Source organism: Klebsiella sp. 2019SCSN059 (assembly GCF_021739525.1).
Classification (GTDB): domain Bacteria; phylum Pseudomonadota; class Gammaproteobacteria; order Enterobacterales; family Enterobacteriaceae; genus Klebsiella; species Klebsiella quasipneumoniae.
In genome coordinates, this window is the sequence record NZ_JAKKOM010000001.1 from 142,360 (window position 1) to 159,977 (window position 17,618).

Sequence of the window (17,618 nt, forward strand, 5' to 3'; positions counted from 1 at the left end):
TAAAGGAGATCTGCATCGACAGCGCTAAGGACATTGCCAGAGAAATGCTGGCAGCGTTAAACGTTGAAGGTTCCGGTTTCTGGCTGCTCTTTTTATTTCTCAGTCAGTGAATATAAATATCCCTGGGGTTGCCTTTTAGTAATGAAGTTCCTGGTGGGGTATCTGAGATATCGATATGCACATAAATATATTTATGATGAATGAGATGATTATCATTAAACAAAATTAAACAGGGCGTCCTGTGAATTGATTTTTGATAGTCATTACAGCGGAGTAAAACAGGAATATAATGGATACCTCTTCAATAATTACCGGCACCACCCTTAACCGTTACCAGCTGGATATTCCTTCATGTACCGCATCGCTGGATGTGGAAGAATTCAGTGGGGCAGAAAAACTGAGTGAACTTTATTATTACACCATTACGTTTACCAGCGCAGAGAAAAACATTGATGCCGCACAGCTCCTGAGCAAACCCGCCATGCTGACGATGGGCGGCGGCGCACTGCAGCAGCTGGCGGACTGCAAACGCGTCCATGGTGTGATTACCACCTTCCGGCGCGTCAGTCGTTCTGAAGATCAGTCGACCTATCAGATAACCCTCCAGCCGTTTCTCTCCCTGCTGGATAAACAGTTTCGCAGCCACCGTTTTTTCGTCAACAAATCGGTGCCGGAGGTGGTGGAGCAGGTATTGCAGGAACATCACCTGCATGACTGGGAGTATGAGTTTAATCTCAAGCAACACTATCCGCGGCGCGAGCAAATTAATCAGTATCAGGAGAGCGACCTGGCATTTATCCAGCGCCTGCTGGCAGAGGTGGGGATATTTTATTTCTTCACCCTACAGGAAGAGGCGCAGAGCGAAGTGGTCCACTTCGCCGACGCGCAGCGGGCGCTGATGTTCGATAAAACACTTCCTGTAAACAGCCCGTCCGGGATGAGCGACAGCGGTACGGAATCGATATGGGGTCTGAGCATCACGCACAACGTCGTAGAGGCGAACGTCACTACCCGGGATTATAACCCCCGCGATGCGCAGAGCGTTCTCCAGTCGGCAACAGCGGATATGACCCGGGGAAATGGTGAAGGCATCACTTACGGAGAGGTATACCACTATAAGCTTCGCCACCGGGAGCGGGGCGATAAAATCGACCCGCAGGCGGAGACCGCCAACTTCTATGCCCGTCTCGACCATGAGCGTTTTCTCGCTCGCCAGACGCTGATTACCGCGAGCAGTACGGCAGCCTGGCTGGCGCCGGCCCAGGTGCTGACCCTCACCGACAGCCTGCCGTCGACCCTGCCTGCCCCCGTGCAGGATTCGCTGTTAATCACCGGCACCGGTTTTACCGCCAGCCGCCGGGAGGCGCTGCGGGTGACCCTGCTGGCGGTGCCCTACAGCGAAACATTGTGCTGGCGTCCGCCGCTGCTGCCTCGCCCGAAGGTGACTGGCACCATGACGGCGAGGGTGACCAGCGCGAAGGCGAATGATATCTACGCCTGGCAGGATGCGTCCGGCCTGTACCGGGTGAAATTTGACGCTGACAGAGATGATAAAGGGCAGGGTCAGGAGAGTATGCCGGTGCGGCTCGCTAAACCTTACGGCGGCGATGTGTACGGCTTTCACTTCCCGCTGGTCCAGGGCACGGAGGTGGCGATTGCTTTCCACGAAGGCGATCCTGACCGGCCGTATATCGCTCATGCACTGCACGACTCGCGGCATGTTGACCCTGTGACGGAAAAGAACAGCACCCGCAATGTGATTCGTACTCCGACCAACAATAAGCTGCGAATGGAGGATAAGCGCGGCGAGGAGCATATCAAGCTCAGCACCGAGTACGGCGGCAAGACGCAGCTGAACCTGGGGCATAATGTGGATGCGCAGAGGGAATTGCGGGGGGAGGGGGCGGAACTGCGTACGGATAAATGGGTGAGCATCCGGGGCGGTGCGGGAGTGTTTATCAGTGCGGATAAACAGCCTTCGGCAGGCGACAGGATGCTGGCAATGGAGGAGGCGATTGCGCAGCTTGAAAATGCCCTGGGTATTGCGAAAAGCCTGGCGTCGGCAGCGGAATCGGCTCAGGCCCTGCCATCGGATACCGGCAACCAGCAGACGCTGAACGATGCGCTGAAAGAGCTGGCGCAGCCGGGGATAGTGCTGAATGCGCCGCAGGGCGTGAGCATCAGCAGTCCGCAGGCGGTACGGTTGTCTTCGGGTAGCGCCAGCGTGGGGATTGTGTCACAGCAGAATACGGACATCAGTGCGCTGAAACGTTTTACGGTAGCGGCGGGAGAAGCCGTCAGCCTGCTGGCACGAAAGACGGGGATTAAGCTGTTTGCGGCGAAGGGAAAGATGGAAATCCAGGCGCAGGATGATGCGCTGGAGGCGACGGCGAAAAAGGATATCACCGTGACCAGCGTGGAAGGGCGAGTGGAAATCACGGCGGCGAAGGAACTGGTGGTGAACTGTGCGGGAGCGTATATCAGGCTAAGTGGTGGCAATATCGAGCTGGGCTGCCCGGGGAATATTCTGCTGAAATCGGCCAATGTGCAGAAAATGGGCGCAGCTGATTATGATGCAAACAAACCTGAGCTTCCCGTCGGTTTCAGTGAGTTTTTTACTGCAAAAGATGAAGAGTCCGGGGAGATTTTACCTTTTACCCGGTACAGGATAACAACCGGTGAAGGTAAAGTATTTGAAGGCAGGACCGATGCGGAAGGTAAAACTGTTGCAGTTTATACTGCCCTGCCTGATGCCCTGCATATAGAATTACTTTAAAGAATGAAGGAATAGCATATGGCTACCGGAGAAGAGAAAAGTAAAACATCGGTACAAGGGACGGGAACGGTTGTAAAAGGAAAATATGGCCCAGAATGTTATTTTCACCCAGGTAGCGCAACATTGCTTTTTCTGGAGGCTTCAGATACTAAAATTATCGAACAGGAGCATGATTTTCTGTCTGGCTTGCTTGAAACTCAGAAACAGGCGCAAAAAAATCTTGATGATATTAATTTTGAAGCAATCACTCAGGCAGGCAGAGTGCCAGCAAGAAAATTTGAAAGTGAAATCACTAAAGCCTATGAAGCCTTAAACAAAGCAAATCAGGCTTTGCGGAAAGAGCTTATGTCACTAACAGCGAATCCTCCGGAGGGGGAATTGCTTAATGATAAAATGAAAGATACTGCCATTGGTATAATGGAACTTATTCCGCTTAAAAATAACACAGTGAAAGGATTCAAGAAAACTTATGTGCGTTCCGATAAAATAAAACAACAGTGGCGAACATATAAGCTCAGCGAAGTTGATAAAGAAAGTGGTGAAGCCAGTTTCATAAAATATAAAAACAAAACTATTGTTTCTCAGGATGCGAATGGTAATCAGGTTAATAAAACCATACGTCAGGGAAAAATAGATACAGCGGAACTAAAAAAACAACTAAGTAACGTACCTGTTTCACTGAAATTCGATCTTGTTGACGATACGAATGTTATTGTCAGTCACTGGGCAGAGGAAATGAACAAATCTCTGACCTGGCCAAAGGGGGATGGTAAAGACGACGAATCTGTTTATCACCAGTATGTTGATATCAGCGCGCAGGCTCAACTGATGCGCTACAGCCATGGAGCGGGTGCATCAGCGGAATATAATCCGTCAGAAAAAAAACTGGAGGGCAAAATAGAAGGTCATGCCAGTTTTGCACTGGGGGAGGCGAAGGCCGAAACGGCCCTGTACCTGCCGGACAGGTTAGGTGTCAGCCTTTTATTTCCGGCGAAAAAAGTGACTCCACAGACACCGGATGGTGTCTGTAATATGGGAGCGCTGCGTTTTGCCATGAAACTGGTATTGTCAGGTAGCGTAGGTGCCAGTGCTGCAATTGAATTAGGGGTGACAGTAGACTGGAGTGGAGAAATGGGAAAGGGCTATGGCATTAAAGGCCGTCCTGCAACCCTGACTGCCCCACCGTTACCAGGACAGCAGCAGGTGAATTTAAAGACCTCAACAATACCTGAAGCACAGGGGGGAGGTGAAATTGGTGTTTTTGTTGGTGCTCAGGCGGGAGGTAATATCAGTGGTGCCATTGAGTGGTTTGACCCGCATCCTGATGATACGCCAGTAGCTATAGGTGTTGAGAAAGATAACAAACCCATTGTCAATAAAGAGAAGAAGTTTGCCGCGATAGCCAAACTGGAAGCGGGGATGACGGTGCAGGCAGGCGCAGGGGGAAGTGGGGTTTTTTATATCACCTATATTCAGGGACGTTTTCGTATTTACTGTAAAGCGGCTTTATGTTGGGGAGTGGGAGCCAAAGGGGAAGTCGGTTTTGAAGTTGATGGCAGCAGTTTTGCGGCTTTTATGAAGAGTTTTATGTTTATGTTAAGGAATGTGGATTATCAGAAGTTAGAAGATATGATGGGAGAGAATGCTTTTAGAGGGTTATGTTCAATCCCAATAATTATAGCAGCAGAAGGAATACAAGCACTGGAGAAAAGATATAATCAAGTTGTGGATATATTGGACAGCTTAAGAGTAGATCTTCTGGAAGAAAATAAACGTGTGGATTTGATGAGCAGTATTTTATCTAATCCTGATCAGCTTAAGTATACCCCTCCGGAAACAAAAGGGGCAGTGATTGCCACATTAATTGATCAGAACTGGGTGGACTGGCTTGACCCTCGCAATCAGAATAATGATTTTTTTTCCGTTAACAGCTGGAAGCTCGGTCCTCTAAAGAGGCGAAAACAAGCGGTGTTTATGGCGCTGAAGTGGATACAAAGTCAGGCAGATTATAACAATGTCATGCAGCATTTGACGTTGTCGCCAGGGGAGAAGAAAGGTAATAAAGAACTGAATGAAAAAGATGTGATCAACTTTTTAGGTATCGGGGAACAAAAATTGTTTTTTTACACCAATTATGGCGAAAAGCTCACCTTACTGCATAATAACCTCCCGGTTTTTGTTGACCCGGATGAGCCATTTAAACCTATTCCAGACATCCTGATGTCAGAATACCTTGCCATGATTGATGATCAGCACCCGACTTTTACAATGACTGCCTGATGCAATGGCTAAGGTGATAAGATGAGAAAATTAATTGTAGTTGCTTCCGTTGCTGCCAGTTTACTGCTCGGGTGTGACCAGAAGAGTACTGGCAAGCGTGAAACCTTGTCTGAAGCGCTTGTTGCTAAGTCGCTTTCTAACATGGTTCCCGTTAAGGGCGGCGAGTTCTTAATGGGGGATTTTGGCCCATTAGTTGGTGAAAAACTGCCTTTCAGCATAAACCAGGATGATAAGGTATTACATAAGGTTGTATTAAGTGATTTTTCGATATCAAAGTTTAAAGTTACCAACGATGATTATAATAAATATCTGCAGATAACAGGAATAAAAAAACCTCCCATTAATATTCTGGTCAAAGAGTACCCATCCTTGCAAAAAGGTGATTACTCTGTTGGTGTGACCTGGCAACAGGCAAAAGATTATTGTCAGTGGCTAGGTAAGGAGTCCGATAAAAATATTGATTTACCGACAGAAGCACAATGGGAATATGCGGCAAGGTCAAGAGGGCAGTATCTTCCTTTTGCGACAAATAATGGAAATTTCGAGCTTGGTTCTAATATACCTGAACAAAAGAAATTAGATGAATACACAGATGGTTATGGTTTTCCTATTTATCCAATTGGGAAATATCCTCCGAATCCGCTAGGTTTATACGATATGGGGCTAAGTGGAGCCGAATGGAGTAATGATTGGTATTCAACTGATTATTATTCCCACTCCCCTGTTTATGATCCTCAAGGTCCAGTTAAAGGTAATGAAAAAGTTTTAAGGGGGTATGTTGGCGGAGATCGTCAGTATGCCTTGACTATATTCAGGCAATCGTCACAACCTGTGCCAAAATTTGCTGGGCGTGATGATTATCAAAAGTTTGGAGTTAGTCCTCTTTTTGTATTTCGTTGCGTTATTAATAAATAATATCGTTTGACGGTAATACTATATTATAGTCGGAACGCTCAATGAATATAATATTCCGCTGGACAGCCTGTTTAAACCTGTCCCGGATAGCCTGATGTCAGAATATCTTGCCATGATCGACGACCAGCACCCGACGGGTACAATGACTGCCTGATGCAATGGCTGAGGTGATAAGATGAGAAAATTAATCGTAGTTGCTTCCGTTGCTGCCGGTTTACTGACAGGGTGCGATCAGGGAAATACCACCGGGAGTGAAAAAGCAGCTAAAGCACTTGTGGATAAATCGGTCTCTAATATGGTCCCCGTTCAGGGTGGTGAGTTTTTAATGGGTGATTTTGGTCCATTAGTTGGTGAAAAATTACCTTTCAGCATACAACAGGATGATAAAACTTTACATAAGGTTATTTTAAGTGATTTTTCGATATCAAAATATAAAGTCACTAACGATGATTTTAATGTTTATTTGAAAGTAACAGATAAAAAAAATCCACCTGTGGATATACTGGCACAACGTCATCCTTCTCTGCTAAAGGGGGATTATCCTGCAGGTGTTATCTGGCAACAGGCAAAAGATTATTGTCAGTGGTTAGGTAAAAAATCCGGTAAAAAAATTGATTTGCCGACAGAGGCACAATGGGAGTTTGCAGCAAGATCCAGAGGTCAGTATCTTCCGTTTGCTACTAACAATGGTGAGTTTACACCAGGAAAAAATGTCCCAAGCCAGGATGAACTGAATAAATACACTGACGGGATGGGGCTTCCCATTTATCCAGTAGGTAAATACCCATCAAATCCCTTAGGGCTGTATGATATGGGATTGAGTGGTTCAGAATGGACCAATGACTGGTATGCAGCAGATTATTACTCCAACTCTCCGGTAAAGAATCCTCAGGGACCAGAGCAAGGGACCGAGAAAGTGTTGCGTGGGAATGTTGGCGGCGACAGACAGTACGCATTGACTATGTTTAGACAATCTGCTTCACCACTCCCAGAAGAAGTTGATGGTGACTATGAAAAATATGGTGTTGGTCCGCAGTATGTTTTCCGTTGCGTCATCAATAAATAATGTCGTTTGGTGGTGACATATATCATTTTAACCGGAGCAACAGCGTTGAATGAATGTTCCAATAAACCGGAGAGACTATTTAAACCTGTCCCGGATAGCCTGATGTCAGAATATCTTGCCATGATCGACGACCAGCACCCGGCGGGGACAATGACTGCCTGATGCAAAGGCTGAGGTGATAAGATGAGAAAATTAATCGTAGTTGCTTCTGTTGCCGCCAGTTTACTGCTCGGGTGTGACCAGAAGAGTACTGACAAGCGTGAAACCCTGTCTGAAGCGCTTGTTGCTAAGTCGCTTTCTGACATGGTTCCCGTTCAGGGCGGCGAGTTTTTAATGGGGGATTTTGGACCATTAGTCGGTCAAAAACTACCTTTCAGCATAAACCAGGATGATAAGGTATTACATAAGGTTGTATTAAGTGATTTTTCGATATCAAAGTTTAAAGTTACCAACGATGATTATAATAAATATCTGCAAATAAGAGGGGTAAAAAAACCACCCATCCATATTTTTTTAAAAAATTATCCATCCTTGCAAAAAGGAGATTATTCTGTTGGTGTTACCTGGCAACAGGCAAAAGACTATTGCCAGTGGTTAGGTAAGGGGGCTGGTAAAACGATTGATTTACCAACAGAGGCGCAATGGGAATATGCAGCAAGATCCAGAGGTCAATACTTTCAGTTTCCAACAAATAATGGTGAGTATTTACCTGGAAAAAATGTTCCGGGTAAAGATGAATTAGATAAATATACAGATGGTTTTGGTTTCCCATTTTACCCAGTAGGCAAATATCCCCCAATCCCCCTGGGTCTGTATGATATGGGGCTCAGTGGCTCTGAATGGACTAATGACTGGTATGCAGCAGATTATTACTCTCATTCTCCGGTAAACGATCCCCAGGGACCTGCGCAGGGTACTAAAAAAGTCCTGCGCGGATATATTGGCGGCGACAGACAGTACGCTTTAACCATGTTCAGGCAATCAAAATTGCCAGTTCCGAAGATCGATAAAGACGATGACTATGAAAAATATGGTGTTGGTCCGCAGTATGTATTTCGTTGTGTCGTTAATAAATAATGTGTGATGCTATATCTTATTTTAAAAAATCGGTGGCGTTCAACATATAAGGTTTTTTTCTAATGGATGGTAAAATCATGTACAGTAGTGAAATTAATTCATCGTTATCAACGATGATTGTCAACGGAAAAAAGTGGTGCTCATTAAAAATCTGAAAGAAGAAATGTTAAGGTTTGAAGATGAAGCCAAAACTGACTGGCTGTTTCCTAATCCTATGCCGTTTGGTCTGGAACGAGTTATGACTCAGCAGTGGGTGCGGGCTTATCTAGGATTTCCGATGGTTTACGTTGAAGCAAAAATTGTTATGACTGCTTATAGGGGGGGAAAAGAGATATATACCTTACCTATGCCTCATCAAAATAGTTTTGTCGGATTTACCTATAACAAGGATTTATTTTCAGAAACCGTGACTTTTTATCCACCGGAGCGAGCAAAGGAGATTCATATTGCGCTGGAGAAAAAGCGACTTTGTGGCAAATGAATATTGATATCGAAACACTTGTGAAGCAACTAGGTAAACCTTGTTAGAATATTTATGATCAACGTTTAATTCCCTACAAAAAACCAACAAGTACTGTTAGTGATGATATTTTCAGGCTGGATATGAGGCGATAAGGAATATTTTTATCTTTTATCAATAACCAGAAAAAATCTTGAGGAAGTGACTTTGCGGTTAGAAGATGAAAAAAACGGCTTGGTTATTTCCTAATCCGCTGCCATTTAGTCTTGAATCAGTAATGACGCAGCGATGGATGCGCGAACGCTTCGGATTTCCCATAGGTTATGGCGAACGCAAAACGATAGAGAGCTATAGTCGTCGTATTAGCGAGGTATACCCACTGTTGCCACCTAATCAGAAAATGTCTGTTTTATTTTCTTATAATTCTGATTATTTTGTTGCTAGTGTATTTTTTATTGTATAGAGCATGCAATAGAAATTAAGGCGGATCTCGCGAATATAAGGTCGTCTGGCAATTGGCGTTCGAAGTGAAAAGTTATTAATGTAGGGGATATCACTTGGGGGAAGAAGTATATATTAAGTAAAGAGAGGCGTGCAGATATTCCAGGTATTATTTTATGTTTATTATTCTTTCTTTGATAGGAGTAGCCGGTTTTTGTCTGTTATTAAATGTTATTGCCTCACTCTTTAGGTTGAAATAGATGCGATTGAGTATTCTAATTAATAATTACTATATCGCTGACATATAAAAGGAAATTCAATGTCCAAAGGTTTTGTATTACTCGGCGATAAAACCACGCACGGCGGTGCTGTTATTTCCGCATCCTCCACCATGATTGTAAATGGAAAGCCCGTAGCGCTGGTGGGGGATAAAGTCAGCTGCCCGATTCCGGGACATGGCACTAATGCCATTATTGAGGGAGCGCCGGAATGGTCTTCCGATGGTAAAGCCATCGTGGTCGATGGCTGCAAATGTCAGTGCGGTTGCCAGGTGATTTCCGGCGCGCCGGAATGCGCGATAGGATAAAAAATGGGCTGGGTACGAACAAAAGCATTGACCATGGAGCAGCCATCGGCTCCTTCACTGACCCGATGGCTGTTTGCCGGTGTACTGATGGCGATTATCGGTGTCCTGCTCTTTATCCTCCATGCTTCCGGCACCGTAAAAATTCTCTCAGTGATAAATATCTGGTGGGTATCCCTGATGCCAGCAGGATGCTGGTTGCTGATTTTTTGTCTGCGTTGCTACCTGTGGGACAGGGATCTGAAAGCGCATCAGTTCTTGCTGAAAGAGGCGGAATACGGACAGCAGAGGTGGGAAGACTGGGCCGGGCGCTGGCTGGCCGTTCTGGGCAGTGCAGTGCTGTTGCCGGATCATACTTCTGCGGCGCATTGTGGGAGTGAGCGGTCTCAGCAATACGGACTTACCCGCAGGATTAATTACCTTCCGGCAGAAGAGCCCGTGCAGTTGAGAGCGATGCATGCGCTGCTTACCAGTATAGAAGAGCGCGTGCAGTGCCTACCGGAAGAGCTACCGCTGCATGTCACCCTGATCACGGATAATCCCTCGCCTGAGCTGACCAGCAGTTTCAGTAATCTCTGGAAAGAACACATTCCTGGCCGCGCCGTGTCCGATGATATTACCGTTACCGGCTCATTCTCACTGTCGGAAGTGGAGGAGCGCCTGAAGCAGCCTGTACTGACGGTCAATCTACTCCTGGTCATCCAGCTCAACGGTGGTACAGCATACTCCGACGGGCTGGCCGTGTTGCTGCTGACCAGCGATGATGTGGCGCAAAAATACCATCTGCCGCACTCATCACGGCTGTTACGTCCGATGCCCTTAGATATGACGAACTTTGAAGACGATATCACCCTGTTTCTGGAAACCCAGACTGTCGCCTGCCAGACGCCCTCCGTTATCGGGGACGCAAAAAAATGGACGGAAAGAAGCGCCGCGCTTATCACGCAGGGCGGCAAAATGCATACCCCATGGAAAGCTGAAGATATCGCGCTGCTGGAAAAATGGTGCGGTATTCCGGGACCCGCAGCGCCCTGGCTCCTGACCGCGCTGGCAGCCGATCTGGTCAGCCTCCGTAAACAGCCCCTGCTGGCGTTATTTTCCAGCGAACAGGAACATTTTATCAGTACCATCACCACAGGGAGTGAAGATGAATATACCGGGTAATGGCCTGGGCCGGTTTGGCCTGGCCGGGCTTACGTTGGCCGGGATGGCTGCAATATGGGGGGGGATCACCCGCTATGGCGGCATGCTGAATATCAATACGCGGGGCGAGCAGGTACTGGCGTTTGTTCTGGTCTGTCTGGCGTTGGTATTTGTTTTTTACCTTCCTGCAATGTCCCGCCGTGTGAAGGAGAGTTTATATCGCCGGCAGTCGCAGCAGGCCAACGTCTTACCCGGCGAAGAAGGGCGCGTGGCACTGACACCTCCCCATCATATTACGGTGGGGGAAATTCGCCAGACTCTGCGCTATCAGTATGGACGCGCCTGGTCCCGCAAAGTCCGTATTCTGCTGATAATTGGCTCAGTCAGAGACGTAGAACAACTGACCCCAAAGCTCACGCAGGAACTCTGGCAGGAAGATCAGGGTACATTATTGCTGTGGGGTGGAGACCCTGGGGCAGCGGTAGATCCCGCCTGGTTCACAGCGCTGCGTAAACTGCGTTATCGCCCGGCTGATGGTATGGTGTGGGTAACATCGGGCTTTGACGGCGTTTTGACAACGATGAACAGAACGAAGCCCAGGCTCACGTCAGATGAAATGGACAATGTGTCTCACTCTCTAAAGCTACGCTACGAAGCTCTTGGATGGAAACTTCCCCTATACGTCTGGTCGCTGTATGAGGAGGGCAACGAAAAAAATGGACGTATCACTCAGCCTGTAGGCTGCCTGTTACCCGCAGGTTGTACGCCGCAAATAGTTGCCGAACAGTTCACTGCCCTGGCGCCGTTACTGATAGAGCAGGGCATCCAGCAGATATGCGGGCAACCACAGCACAATTTTTTACTCGCGCTGGCCGACCAGTTGACTCGGGAAGCGGAAGCGGTGGTGGAACCGTTATCGATACTGCTTAATCCATACCGACCATTGCCGCTGGCCGGGGTGGTATTTAGTGAGGCATCAGTAGAGGCTGGTCGCAGTGTCAGTCATCACTGGGGACGGGATAACCGCTGGGAAACGATACCAGACTCTGTGCTGTGGTTGCCAGCCGGTCTACGTCCGCGCAAACAGGGCGTCGACTGGATGCGTGGGATGAGCGTGGCCGCTGCTGCCCTGATGTTACTCTGGGCCGCCTCAATGACAGTCTCTTTTATCGCCAACCGCCACCTGGTGGCGACCGCACAGCAGCAGGTGCAGCAGGCCTCGGCGGGAAAACAGCCGCTGGCCGTACGCCTGCATGCGCTCTCCGCGTTACAGAAAACGCTTTCTCAACTGGAATACCGCTCGCAGCACGGCGCGCCGTGGTATGCCCGCGCTGGCCTCAGTCAGAACGATGACCTGCTGGCGGCGCTGTTTCCGCGCTACGGAGAGAGGGCGCAGCCGCTGCTGCGCGATGCGGCAGCAGCGCACCTTCAGCGGCAGCTGAACGCCTTCGCACAGCTGCCGCCGGACAGCCCGCTGCGTGAGAAGATGACGAAGACCGCTTACGACCAGTTGAAACTGTACCTGATGTTGACCCGCCCGGAGAGAATGGATGCTGCGTGGTTTGCGGGAGCGTTGATGCGCGAGTGGCCGCAGCGTTCCGGCGTGGCGGACGCCGTCTGGCAGGGCAGCGGCCCTTCGCTACTGGCATTTTACGCTGCCAGCCTGGCGTCGCATCCGCAGTGGCGTCTGCCTGTCGATGACGGTCTGGTCAGCCAGGCGCGCACACGGTTAATTCGCCAACTGGGCCAGCGCAACAGTGAGTCCACGCTTTATCAGAAGATGCTCGCGCAGGTGGCGAACCAGTATGCGGACTTGCACCTGGCGGACATGACCGGCGACACCGACGCGTCGCGCCTGTTCACCACCGATGAGGTGGTGCCGGGGATGTTCAGCCGGAAAGCCTGGGAAGAGACGGTGCAGCCCGCCATTGAGAAAGTGGTCGCGGAACGCCGCGATGACATGGACTGGGTGCTGAGCGACGCGAAGCAGCCTGCCGCGCAGTCGGCGTCGCCGGAAGCCTTGCGAGTCCGGCTGGCGGAGCGTTATTTCGCTGATTTCAGCGGCGCCTGGCTGGATTTTCTCAACAGCTTACGCTGGCAGCGCGTGGAGACCCTCTCCGATGCCATCGACCAGCTGACCCTGATGGCCGATGTGCGCCAGTCGCCGCTGGTGGCGCTGATGAACACCCTGAGCATGCAGGGGCGAACCGGCCAGACCGGGGAAGCTATTGCCGATTCGCTTGTCAAATCAGCGAAAAATCTGTTTAACCGCGACGGGCAGCCCGCCATCGACCAGCAGGGTGGCGTGCGCGGTCCTCTGGATGCCACCTTCGGGCCCGTACTGGCGCTGCTGGACAATCGCGACGGCGGGGCGTCCACCAGCCGTCTTAGCCTGCAGACCTTCCTGACCCGCGTCACCCAGGTGCGTCTGCGCCTGCAGCAGGTCACCAACGCCACCGACCCGCAGGCGATGACCCGCCTGCTTGCGCAGACGGTGTTCCAGGGCAAGGCAGTGGATCTAACCGAAACGCGCGACTACGGCAGCCTGGTGGCGGCGGGACTGGGCCAGCAGTGGAGTGGTTTTGGACAGACGCTGTTTGTTCGCCCGATGGAGCAGGCCTGGCAGCAGGTGCTGACGCCGGCGGCGGAAAGTCTCAACGCCCAGTGGCGCAGCGCGGTGGTGGAGGACTGGAATCGCGCTTTTGGCGGCCGCTACCCCTTTAAAAATACCAGCAGTGAAGTCTCTCTCCCGCTGCTGGCAAAATATCTCAATAGCGAGACCGGGCGCATCGCTCGCTTTCTGCAGACCCGGCTGAATGGCGTGCTACATAAAGAGGGGAGCCGCTGGATGGCGGACAGTATCAATGCCCAGGGACTGACGTTTAACCCGGCCTTTCTGCAGGCGATGAATACCCTGAGCCATCTCTCCGACGTCGCGTTCGCCAATGGCGAAGCGGGATTGCATTTTTCGCTACGTCCGGGCACGGCGGACGGTGTGATGCAGACGGAGCTGGTGATTGACAGCCAGAAACTTGTCTACATGAACCAGATGCCGGTCTGGCGGCGGTTCAGCTGGCCCGCCGATACCGAAGCGCCGGGCGCCAGTCTGAGCTGGATCAGCACCCGGGCGGGCACCCGCCAGTATGCAGATCTTCCGGGGGCCTGGGGCTGGATCCGCCTGCTGGATAAGGCGGTGGTCAGCGCTTACCCCGGTACGAGCAGCAGCTGGAGCCTGAGCTGGAAAGCGCCGGATGGTCTGTTGCTGAACTACACCCTGCGTACCGAGGCGGGGGAAGGACCGCTGGCGCTGCTGGCCCTGCGAAACTTTACGCTACCTGAGACGATATTCAGCGTGCGCGCGCCTGCTGAGCGTGTTCCGCTGACCGACGATATACCCGGCGAAGAGGGATACTGAAACCGCCTCCCTCACTGATTGGCGTTGACCTGCGACGCCGGGCCTCCTCTGCTCATGGCCGCCCGGCGGCCAATTAATCTGCCCGCGCAGCCATGCTGCGTGTCTCCCTGAAGACGAATAATGGAATAGTCATAATGGACGATTTAACCCTGCGATATTTTGACGCTGAAATGCGCTACCTGCGTGAGGCGGCAAAAGCGTTCGCGCAGGCTCACCCCGACCGGGCGGCGATGCTGGATCTCGATAAAGCCGGCACGCCGGACCCTTACGTTGAGCGCCTGTTTGAAGGCTTTGCCTTTTCCGTAGGTCGCTTGCGCGAAAAAATTGATGATGATCTGCCGGAGCTGACCGAGGGGCTGGTCAGCATGCTGTGGCCGCACTATTTGCGCACCATTCCGTCGCTATCGATCGTGGCGCTGACCCCAACGCTGCCGGCGATGAAGATGGTGGAAACGGTGCCCGCCGGGTTTGAGATAAGCTCCCGCCCACTGGGGCCGAAAAATACCGTGTGCCGGTACCGAACCACCCGCGATCTGACGCTTAATCCGCTGGCGATAGAGGAGGCGGTGATGACGGCGGAGCCGGACGGACGTTCGGTCCTGCGGCTACGCTTCACCTGTAGCGAGCTGGCAGACTGGTCGCAGACCGATCTCCGCCGCCTGCCGCTGTACCTGGGGGAAGACGCCGTTACCGGCAGCGCTCTTCATCTGTGGCTGACCCGACGCCAGGCCGCGATTTACCTGCGTCTGCCAGGGCAGGCGGAGCGGGTAAGTCTGGACGGCTATTTTTCGCCGGGGGGATTTAGCGAGGAGGATCGTTTATGGCCGAAGGGGGAGAGCGCTTTCAGCGGCTATCAGTTGCTGCTCGAGTATTTCACCTTTCGCGAAAAATTTATGTTCGTGCAGCTAAATGGCCTCGAAAACATCACCCTGCCGGCGGGGATAGCGCATTTCACGCTCGAGGTGGTGTTCAGCGAGGTCTGGCAAAGCGATTTACCCGTCAGCGCAAGCAGCCTGCGCCTGCACTGTGTGCCGGTGATTAACCTGTTTACCCTCGAGGCCGATCCGTTGACCATCAGCGGGCTGGAGAGCGAATACCTCCTGCGTCCGAAGCGCCTGCAGGATGGGCATACCGAAATCTATTCTGTTGACAGCGTGACCGGCTCCGGGCGCACCGGGGAGGCACGCTATGTGCCTTTCACCCGCTTTCGTCACCAGGGCGGGATGATGCGTCGCCATGCGCCGGAACGCTACTACCACACCCGCGTCAAGCGGGGCGTCACCGGCATGCACGATACCTGGCTTATCCTCGGCGGGCAACAATGGGAGGCCGACCGGGCGCTGGAGCGGGAAACGGTCTCCTTGCGCATCACCGGCACTAACGGCCAGCTGCCGCGCCGGGCGCTACAGAGCACGCTGCTGGATCGCTGTGAGTCGATATCAGCCACGCCGCTTACCGTCCGTAATCTCTGTAAACCCACGCTGCCGGCATATCCCCCGGCGGAAGACCGCTACCACTGGCGGGTCATGAGCCATCTGGGCACCCGTTTTCTCAACATGATGAGCAGCGCCGAGGTGCTGCGCGGCACGCTGTCGCTCTACAACTGGCGGGAAGATGAGCTCAATAACCGCCGTCTGGACGCCATTCTGGCGGTCAGTCATCACCGAATTCAGCGTTTCGAGCAGGGCTTCCTGCTGCGCGGGCTGGATATCGAAGTGACGCTCGACAGCAGCGCATTTACCGGGGCGGGCGATGTCCATTTGTTTGGCGACATGCTCAACCGCTTTTTCGCATTGTATGCCGATATGAATCAGTTCATCCAGCTGACGCTCATTGTTCAACCTGAAGGGAAATGTATCCGGTGGAAAGAGAATCACAGTCTGCGCCTGCCCGGCTGATGGCGCAGCTCCGGCCTCAGTTGCCGTACATGAATTTTTACCGCTTCTGCCAGTTGCTGGAGGAGAACCATCCGAAGGCGCCGATCATCGGCAGCGGCTGGCTGGTGGGTGATGAACCCATACGCTTTCGCCCGCATCCGGGGATGGGTTTCCCGGCCGGCGAAATCCGTGGAATGGACGATCCTGACCCGCCCCGGCCGCCGGCGGTTCGCGTTGCTTTTATGGGTCTCTACGGCGTGGAATCCCCGCTACCGACACACTATAGCGATGACATTGCGCAACGGCGGGAAGGCGTCGAGGCTACCGAGGATTTTCTCGATATCTTCAACCATCGACTAATCGCCCAGTATTACCGTATCTGGCGCAAATATTCCTACCCGGCAACCTTTCGGGCGGGTGGCACGGACAACACCTCGCAGTATCTGCTGGGCCTGGCGGGGCTGGGCATACCGGGATGTGCCGCTGTCGCCGCAGCGCCGCTGTCGCGATTTCTGGCGCTGCTGCCGGGGATGATGTTGCCGGGGAGATCCGGGGAAGGCATGGAGGCGCTGGTGGCGCTACTGGCTCCGGGGACCCGGGCGACGGTGTACCACCACGATCCCTGCCGGATCCCCTTGTCGCAGCCGTTAGCGATGAGCGTCCGCCAGCCGGTTAGCCTGCAACATCGGCCAGTGATGGGAACTCACGCTACGGATGTGAACGGTCAGGTGTTGCTGCAGCTGGCGACGGAAAAGCCTGATGAGGTCCGCGGCTGGCTGCCCGGCGGCGAACTGTTCAGCGACCTGATGGCGCTCCTGCACGTCTGGCTCGGATCTCATCTCGACGTGCGGCTGCAGCTTTGCGTCGCCCGCCATTTACTGCCGGATGCGCAACTTTGCTGCCAGCAGGCGCATGCCGTCCAGCTCGGGAGAACGGCTGTGCTGCAACCGCTGGATGCGCAGAAGCAGGCTGACGACAGGATCACGATTTATCTGGGGCGCTATCAGCGCGTCCGGGAAAACCTCCACCGCAGGGAGAGCGATGAAGATGGCGATTACCGCAGTTAAACCCTCTGCCACGTTACTGGCATTCTTCATGGTCACCCTCTTAACCGGCTGCGGCCTGACGCAGACCGTGAAAGACGGCGCCGTTTCCGTGACCCAGTCCATTTTTTACCCCCAGGTGAAAACACTTCATCTGGATCTTCGCGCCCGGGAAGGCGTGAATAACAACGCCAAAGGCGCCTCCCTGGCGACGGTGGTGCGTATTTACCAGCTGAAGGACCGGCAGGCGTTTGACAATACTGACTACCCGTCGCTGTTTGCCGGCGATGGCCAGGCGCTGCAGGCGGACCGGGTGGCGGAAAAAGATATTCGCCTGCGTCCGGGCGAATCGGTGACCGTTGATATGCCCATGGAAACCAGCGCGCAGTTTGTGGCTGTGGCGGCCATGTTTATCGATCCAGACCTGACGCTAAATAGCTGGCGGCTGGTACTCACCCGGGACGATCTCGACCCGGCGAGACCGCGCATTATCGAAGCCAGCCAAAATCAACTGACGCTGCACCCGCTTAAGGAGAAGTGAA

The 17,618-nt window shown here is 52.1% G+C and carries 14 protein-coding genes and 4 pseudogenes; all 18 read left to right on the top strand.

What is annotated here, in order from left to right; all coding sequences use genetic code 11:
• Nucleotides 1-14: 14 nt before the first annotated feature.
• The 18 genes and pseudogenes from L2I46_RS00765 (at nt 15) to tssJ (ending at nt 17,617) form a co-directional block, all read left to right on the top strand.
• A pseudogene (locus tag L2I46_RS00765) lies at nt 15-139 on the top strand (hypothetical protein).
• Between the two features lie 150 nt (nt 140-289).
• The gene (locus tag L2I46_RS00770) at nt 290-2,776 is read left to right on the top strand and encodes a DUF2345 domain-containing protein (RefSeq protein ID WP_032453318.1); all 2,487 of its coding nucleotides are present in this window, start codon (nt 290-292) and stop codon (nt 2,774-2,776) included.
• A gap of 921 nt (nt 2,777-3,697) precedes the next feature.
• A pseudogene (locus tag L2I46_RS00775) lies at nt 3,698-4,727 on the top strand (hypothetical protein).
• 248 nt (nt 4,728-4,975) lie between these two features.
• Nucleotides 4,976-5,056 (top strand): annotated as a pseudogene (locus L2I46_RS00780) (hypothetical protein); the annotation flags it as partial.
• A 21-nt stretch (nt 5,057-5,077) separates the two neighbouring features.
• Complete coding sequence (locus L2I46_RS00785; protein WP_101855461.1) at nt 5,078-5,971, top strand: formylglycine-generating enzyme family protein; 894 nt, start codon at nt 5,078-5,080, stop codon at nt 5,969-5,971.
• 52 nt (nt 5,972-6,023) lie between these two features.
• Nucleotides 6,024-6,125: a hypothetical protein gene (locus tag L2I46_RS00790; protein WP_071787070.1), complete on the top strand. Its 102-nt coding sequence runs from the start codon at nt 6,024-6,026 to the stop codon at nt 6,123-6,125.
• A gap of 21 nt (nt 6,126-6,146) precedes the next feature.
• Nucleotides 6,147-7,037 carry a formylglycine-generating enzyme family protein gene (locus L2I46_RS00795; protein WP_023290165.1) on the top strand — a complete coding sequence of 297 codons (891 nt, stop codon included), beginning with the start codon at nt 6,147-6,149 and terminating at the stop codon, nt 7,035-7,037.
• Between the two features lie 45 nt (nt 7,038-7,082).
• Entirely contained in the window at nt 7,083-7,199 is a 117-nt protein-coding gene (locus tag L2I46_RS00800; protein WP_032453317.1) for a hypothetical protein, read from the top strand.
• Nucleotides 7,200-7,220: 21 nt separating this feature from the next.
• Nucleotides 7,221-8,114 (top strand): formylglycine-generating enzyme family protein, encoded by an 894-nt coding sequence (locus tag L2I46_RS00805; protein WP_105490710.1) that lies wholly within the window; start codon nt 7,221-7,223, stop codon nt 8,112-8,114.
• A 163-nt stretch (nt 8,115-8,277) separates the two neighbouring features.
• Nucleotides 8,278-8,595: a DUF6392 family protein gene (locus L2I46_RS00810; RefSeq protein WP_272909654.1), complete on the top strand. Its 318-nt coding sequence runs from the start codon at nt 8,278-8,280 to the stop codon at nt 8,593-8,595.
• Nucleotides 8,592-8,729 (top strand): annotated as a pseudogene (locus L2I46_RS29580) (DUF6392 family protein). The gene L2I46_RS00810 and the pseudogene L2I46_RS29580 overlap by 4 nt, the downstream one beginning before the upstream one ends.
• Nucleotides 8,730-8,794: 65 nt before the next feature.
• The gene (locus tag L2I46_RS00815; protein ID WP_101867042.1) at nt 8,795-9,037 is read left to right on the top strand and encodes a DUF6392 family protein; all 243 of its coding nucleotides are present in this window, start codon (nt 8,795-8,797) and stop codon (nt 9,035-9,037) included.
• A 297-nt stretch (nt 9,038-9,334) separates the two neighbouring features.
• On the top strand, nt 9,335-9,601 hold the full coding sequence (locus L2I46_RS00820) for a PAAR domain-containing protein (RefSeq protein WP_004175522.1): 267 nt from the start codon (nt 9,335-9,337) through the stop codon (nt 9,599-9,601).
• Nucleotides 9,602-9,604: 3 nt separating this feature from the next.
• Complete coding sequence (locus L2I46_RS00825) at nt 9,605-10,762, top strand: type VI secretion protein (protein WP_236947466.1); 1,158 nt, start codon at nt 9,605-9,607, stop codon at nt 10,760-10,762.
• On the top strand, nt 10,746-14,156 hold the full coding sequence (locus L2I46_RS00830; RefSeq protein WP_236947467.1) for an ImcF-related family protein: 3,411 nt from the start codon (nt 10,746-10,748) through the stop codon (nt 14,154-14,156). The genes L2I46_RS00825 and L2I46_RS00830 overlap by 17 nt, the downstream gene beginning before the upstream one ends.
• 134 nt (nt 14,157-14,290) lie before the next feature.
• The gene (gene tssF / locus L2I46_RS00835; RefSeq protein WP_032453314.1) at nt 14,291-16,054 is read left to right on the top strand and encodes a type VI secretion system baseplate subunit TssF; all 1,764 of its coding nucleotides are present in this window, start codon (nt 14,291-14,293) and stop codon (nt 16,052-16,054) included.
• Between the two features lie 29 nt (nt 16,055-16,083).
• A complete protein-coding gene (gene tssG, locus L2I46_RS00840; protein WP_168381036.1) occupies nt 16,084-17,100 on the top strand; it encodes a type VI secretion system baseplate subunit TssG in 1,017 nt (338 codons plus the stop codon).
• A complete protein-coding gene (gene tssJ / locus L2I46_RS00845; RefSeq protein ID WP_072199221.1) occupies nt 17,081-17,617 on the top strand; it encodes a type VI secretion system lipoprotein TssJ in 537 nt (178 codons plus the stop codon). The genes tssG and tssJ overlap by 20 nt, the downstream gene beginning before the upstream one ends.
• Nucleotide 17,618: the final 1 nt, after the last annotated feature.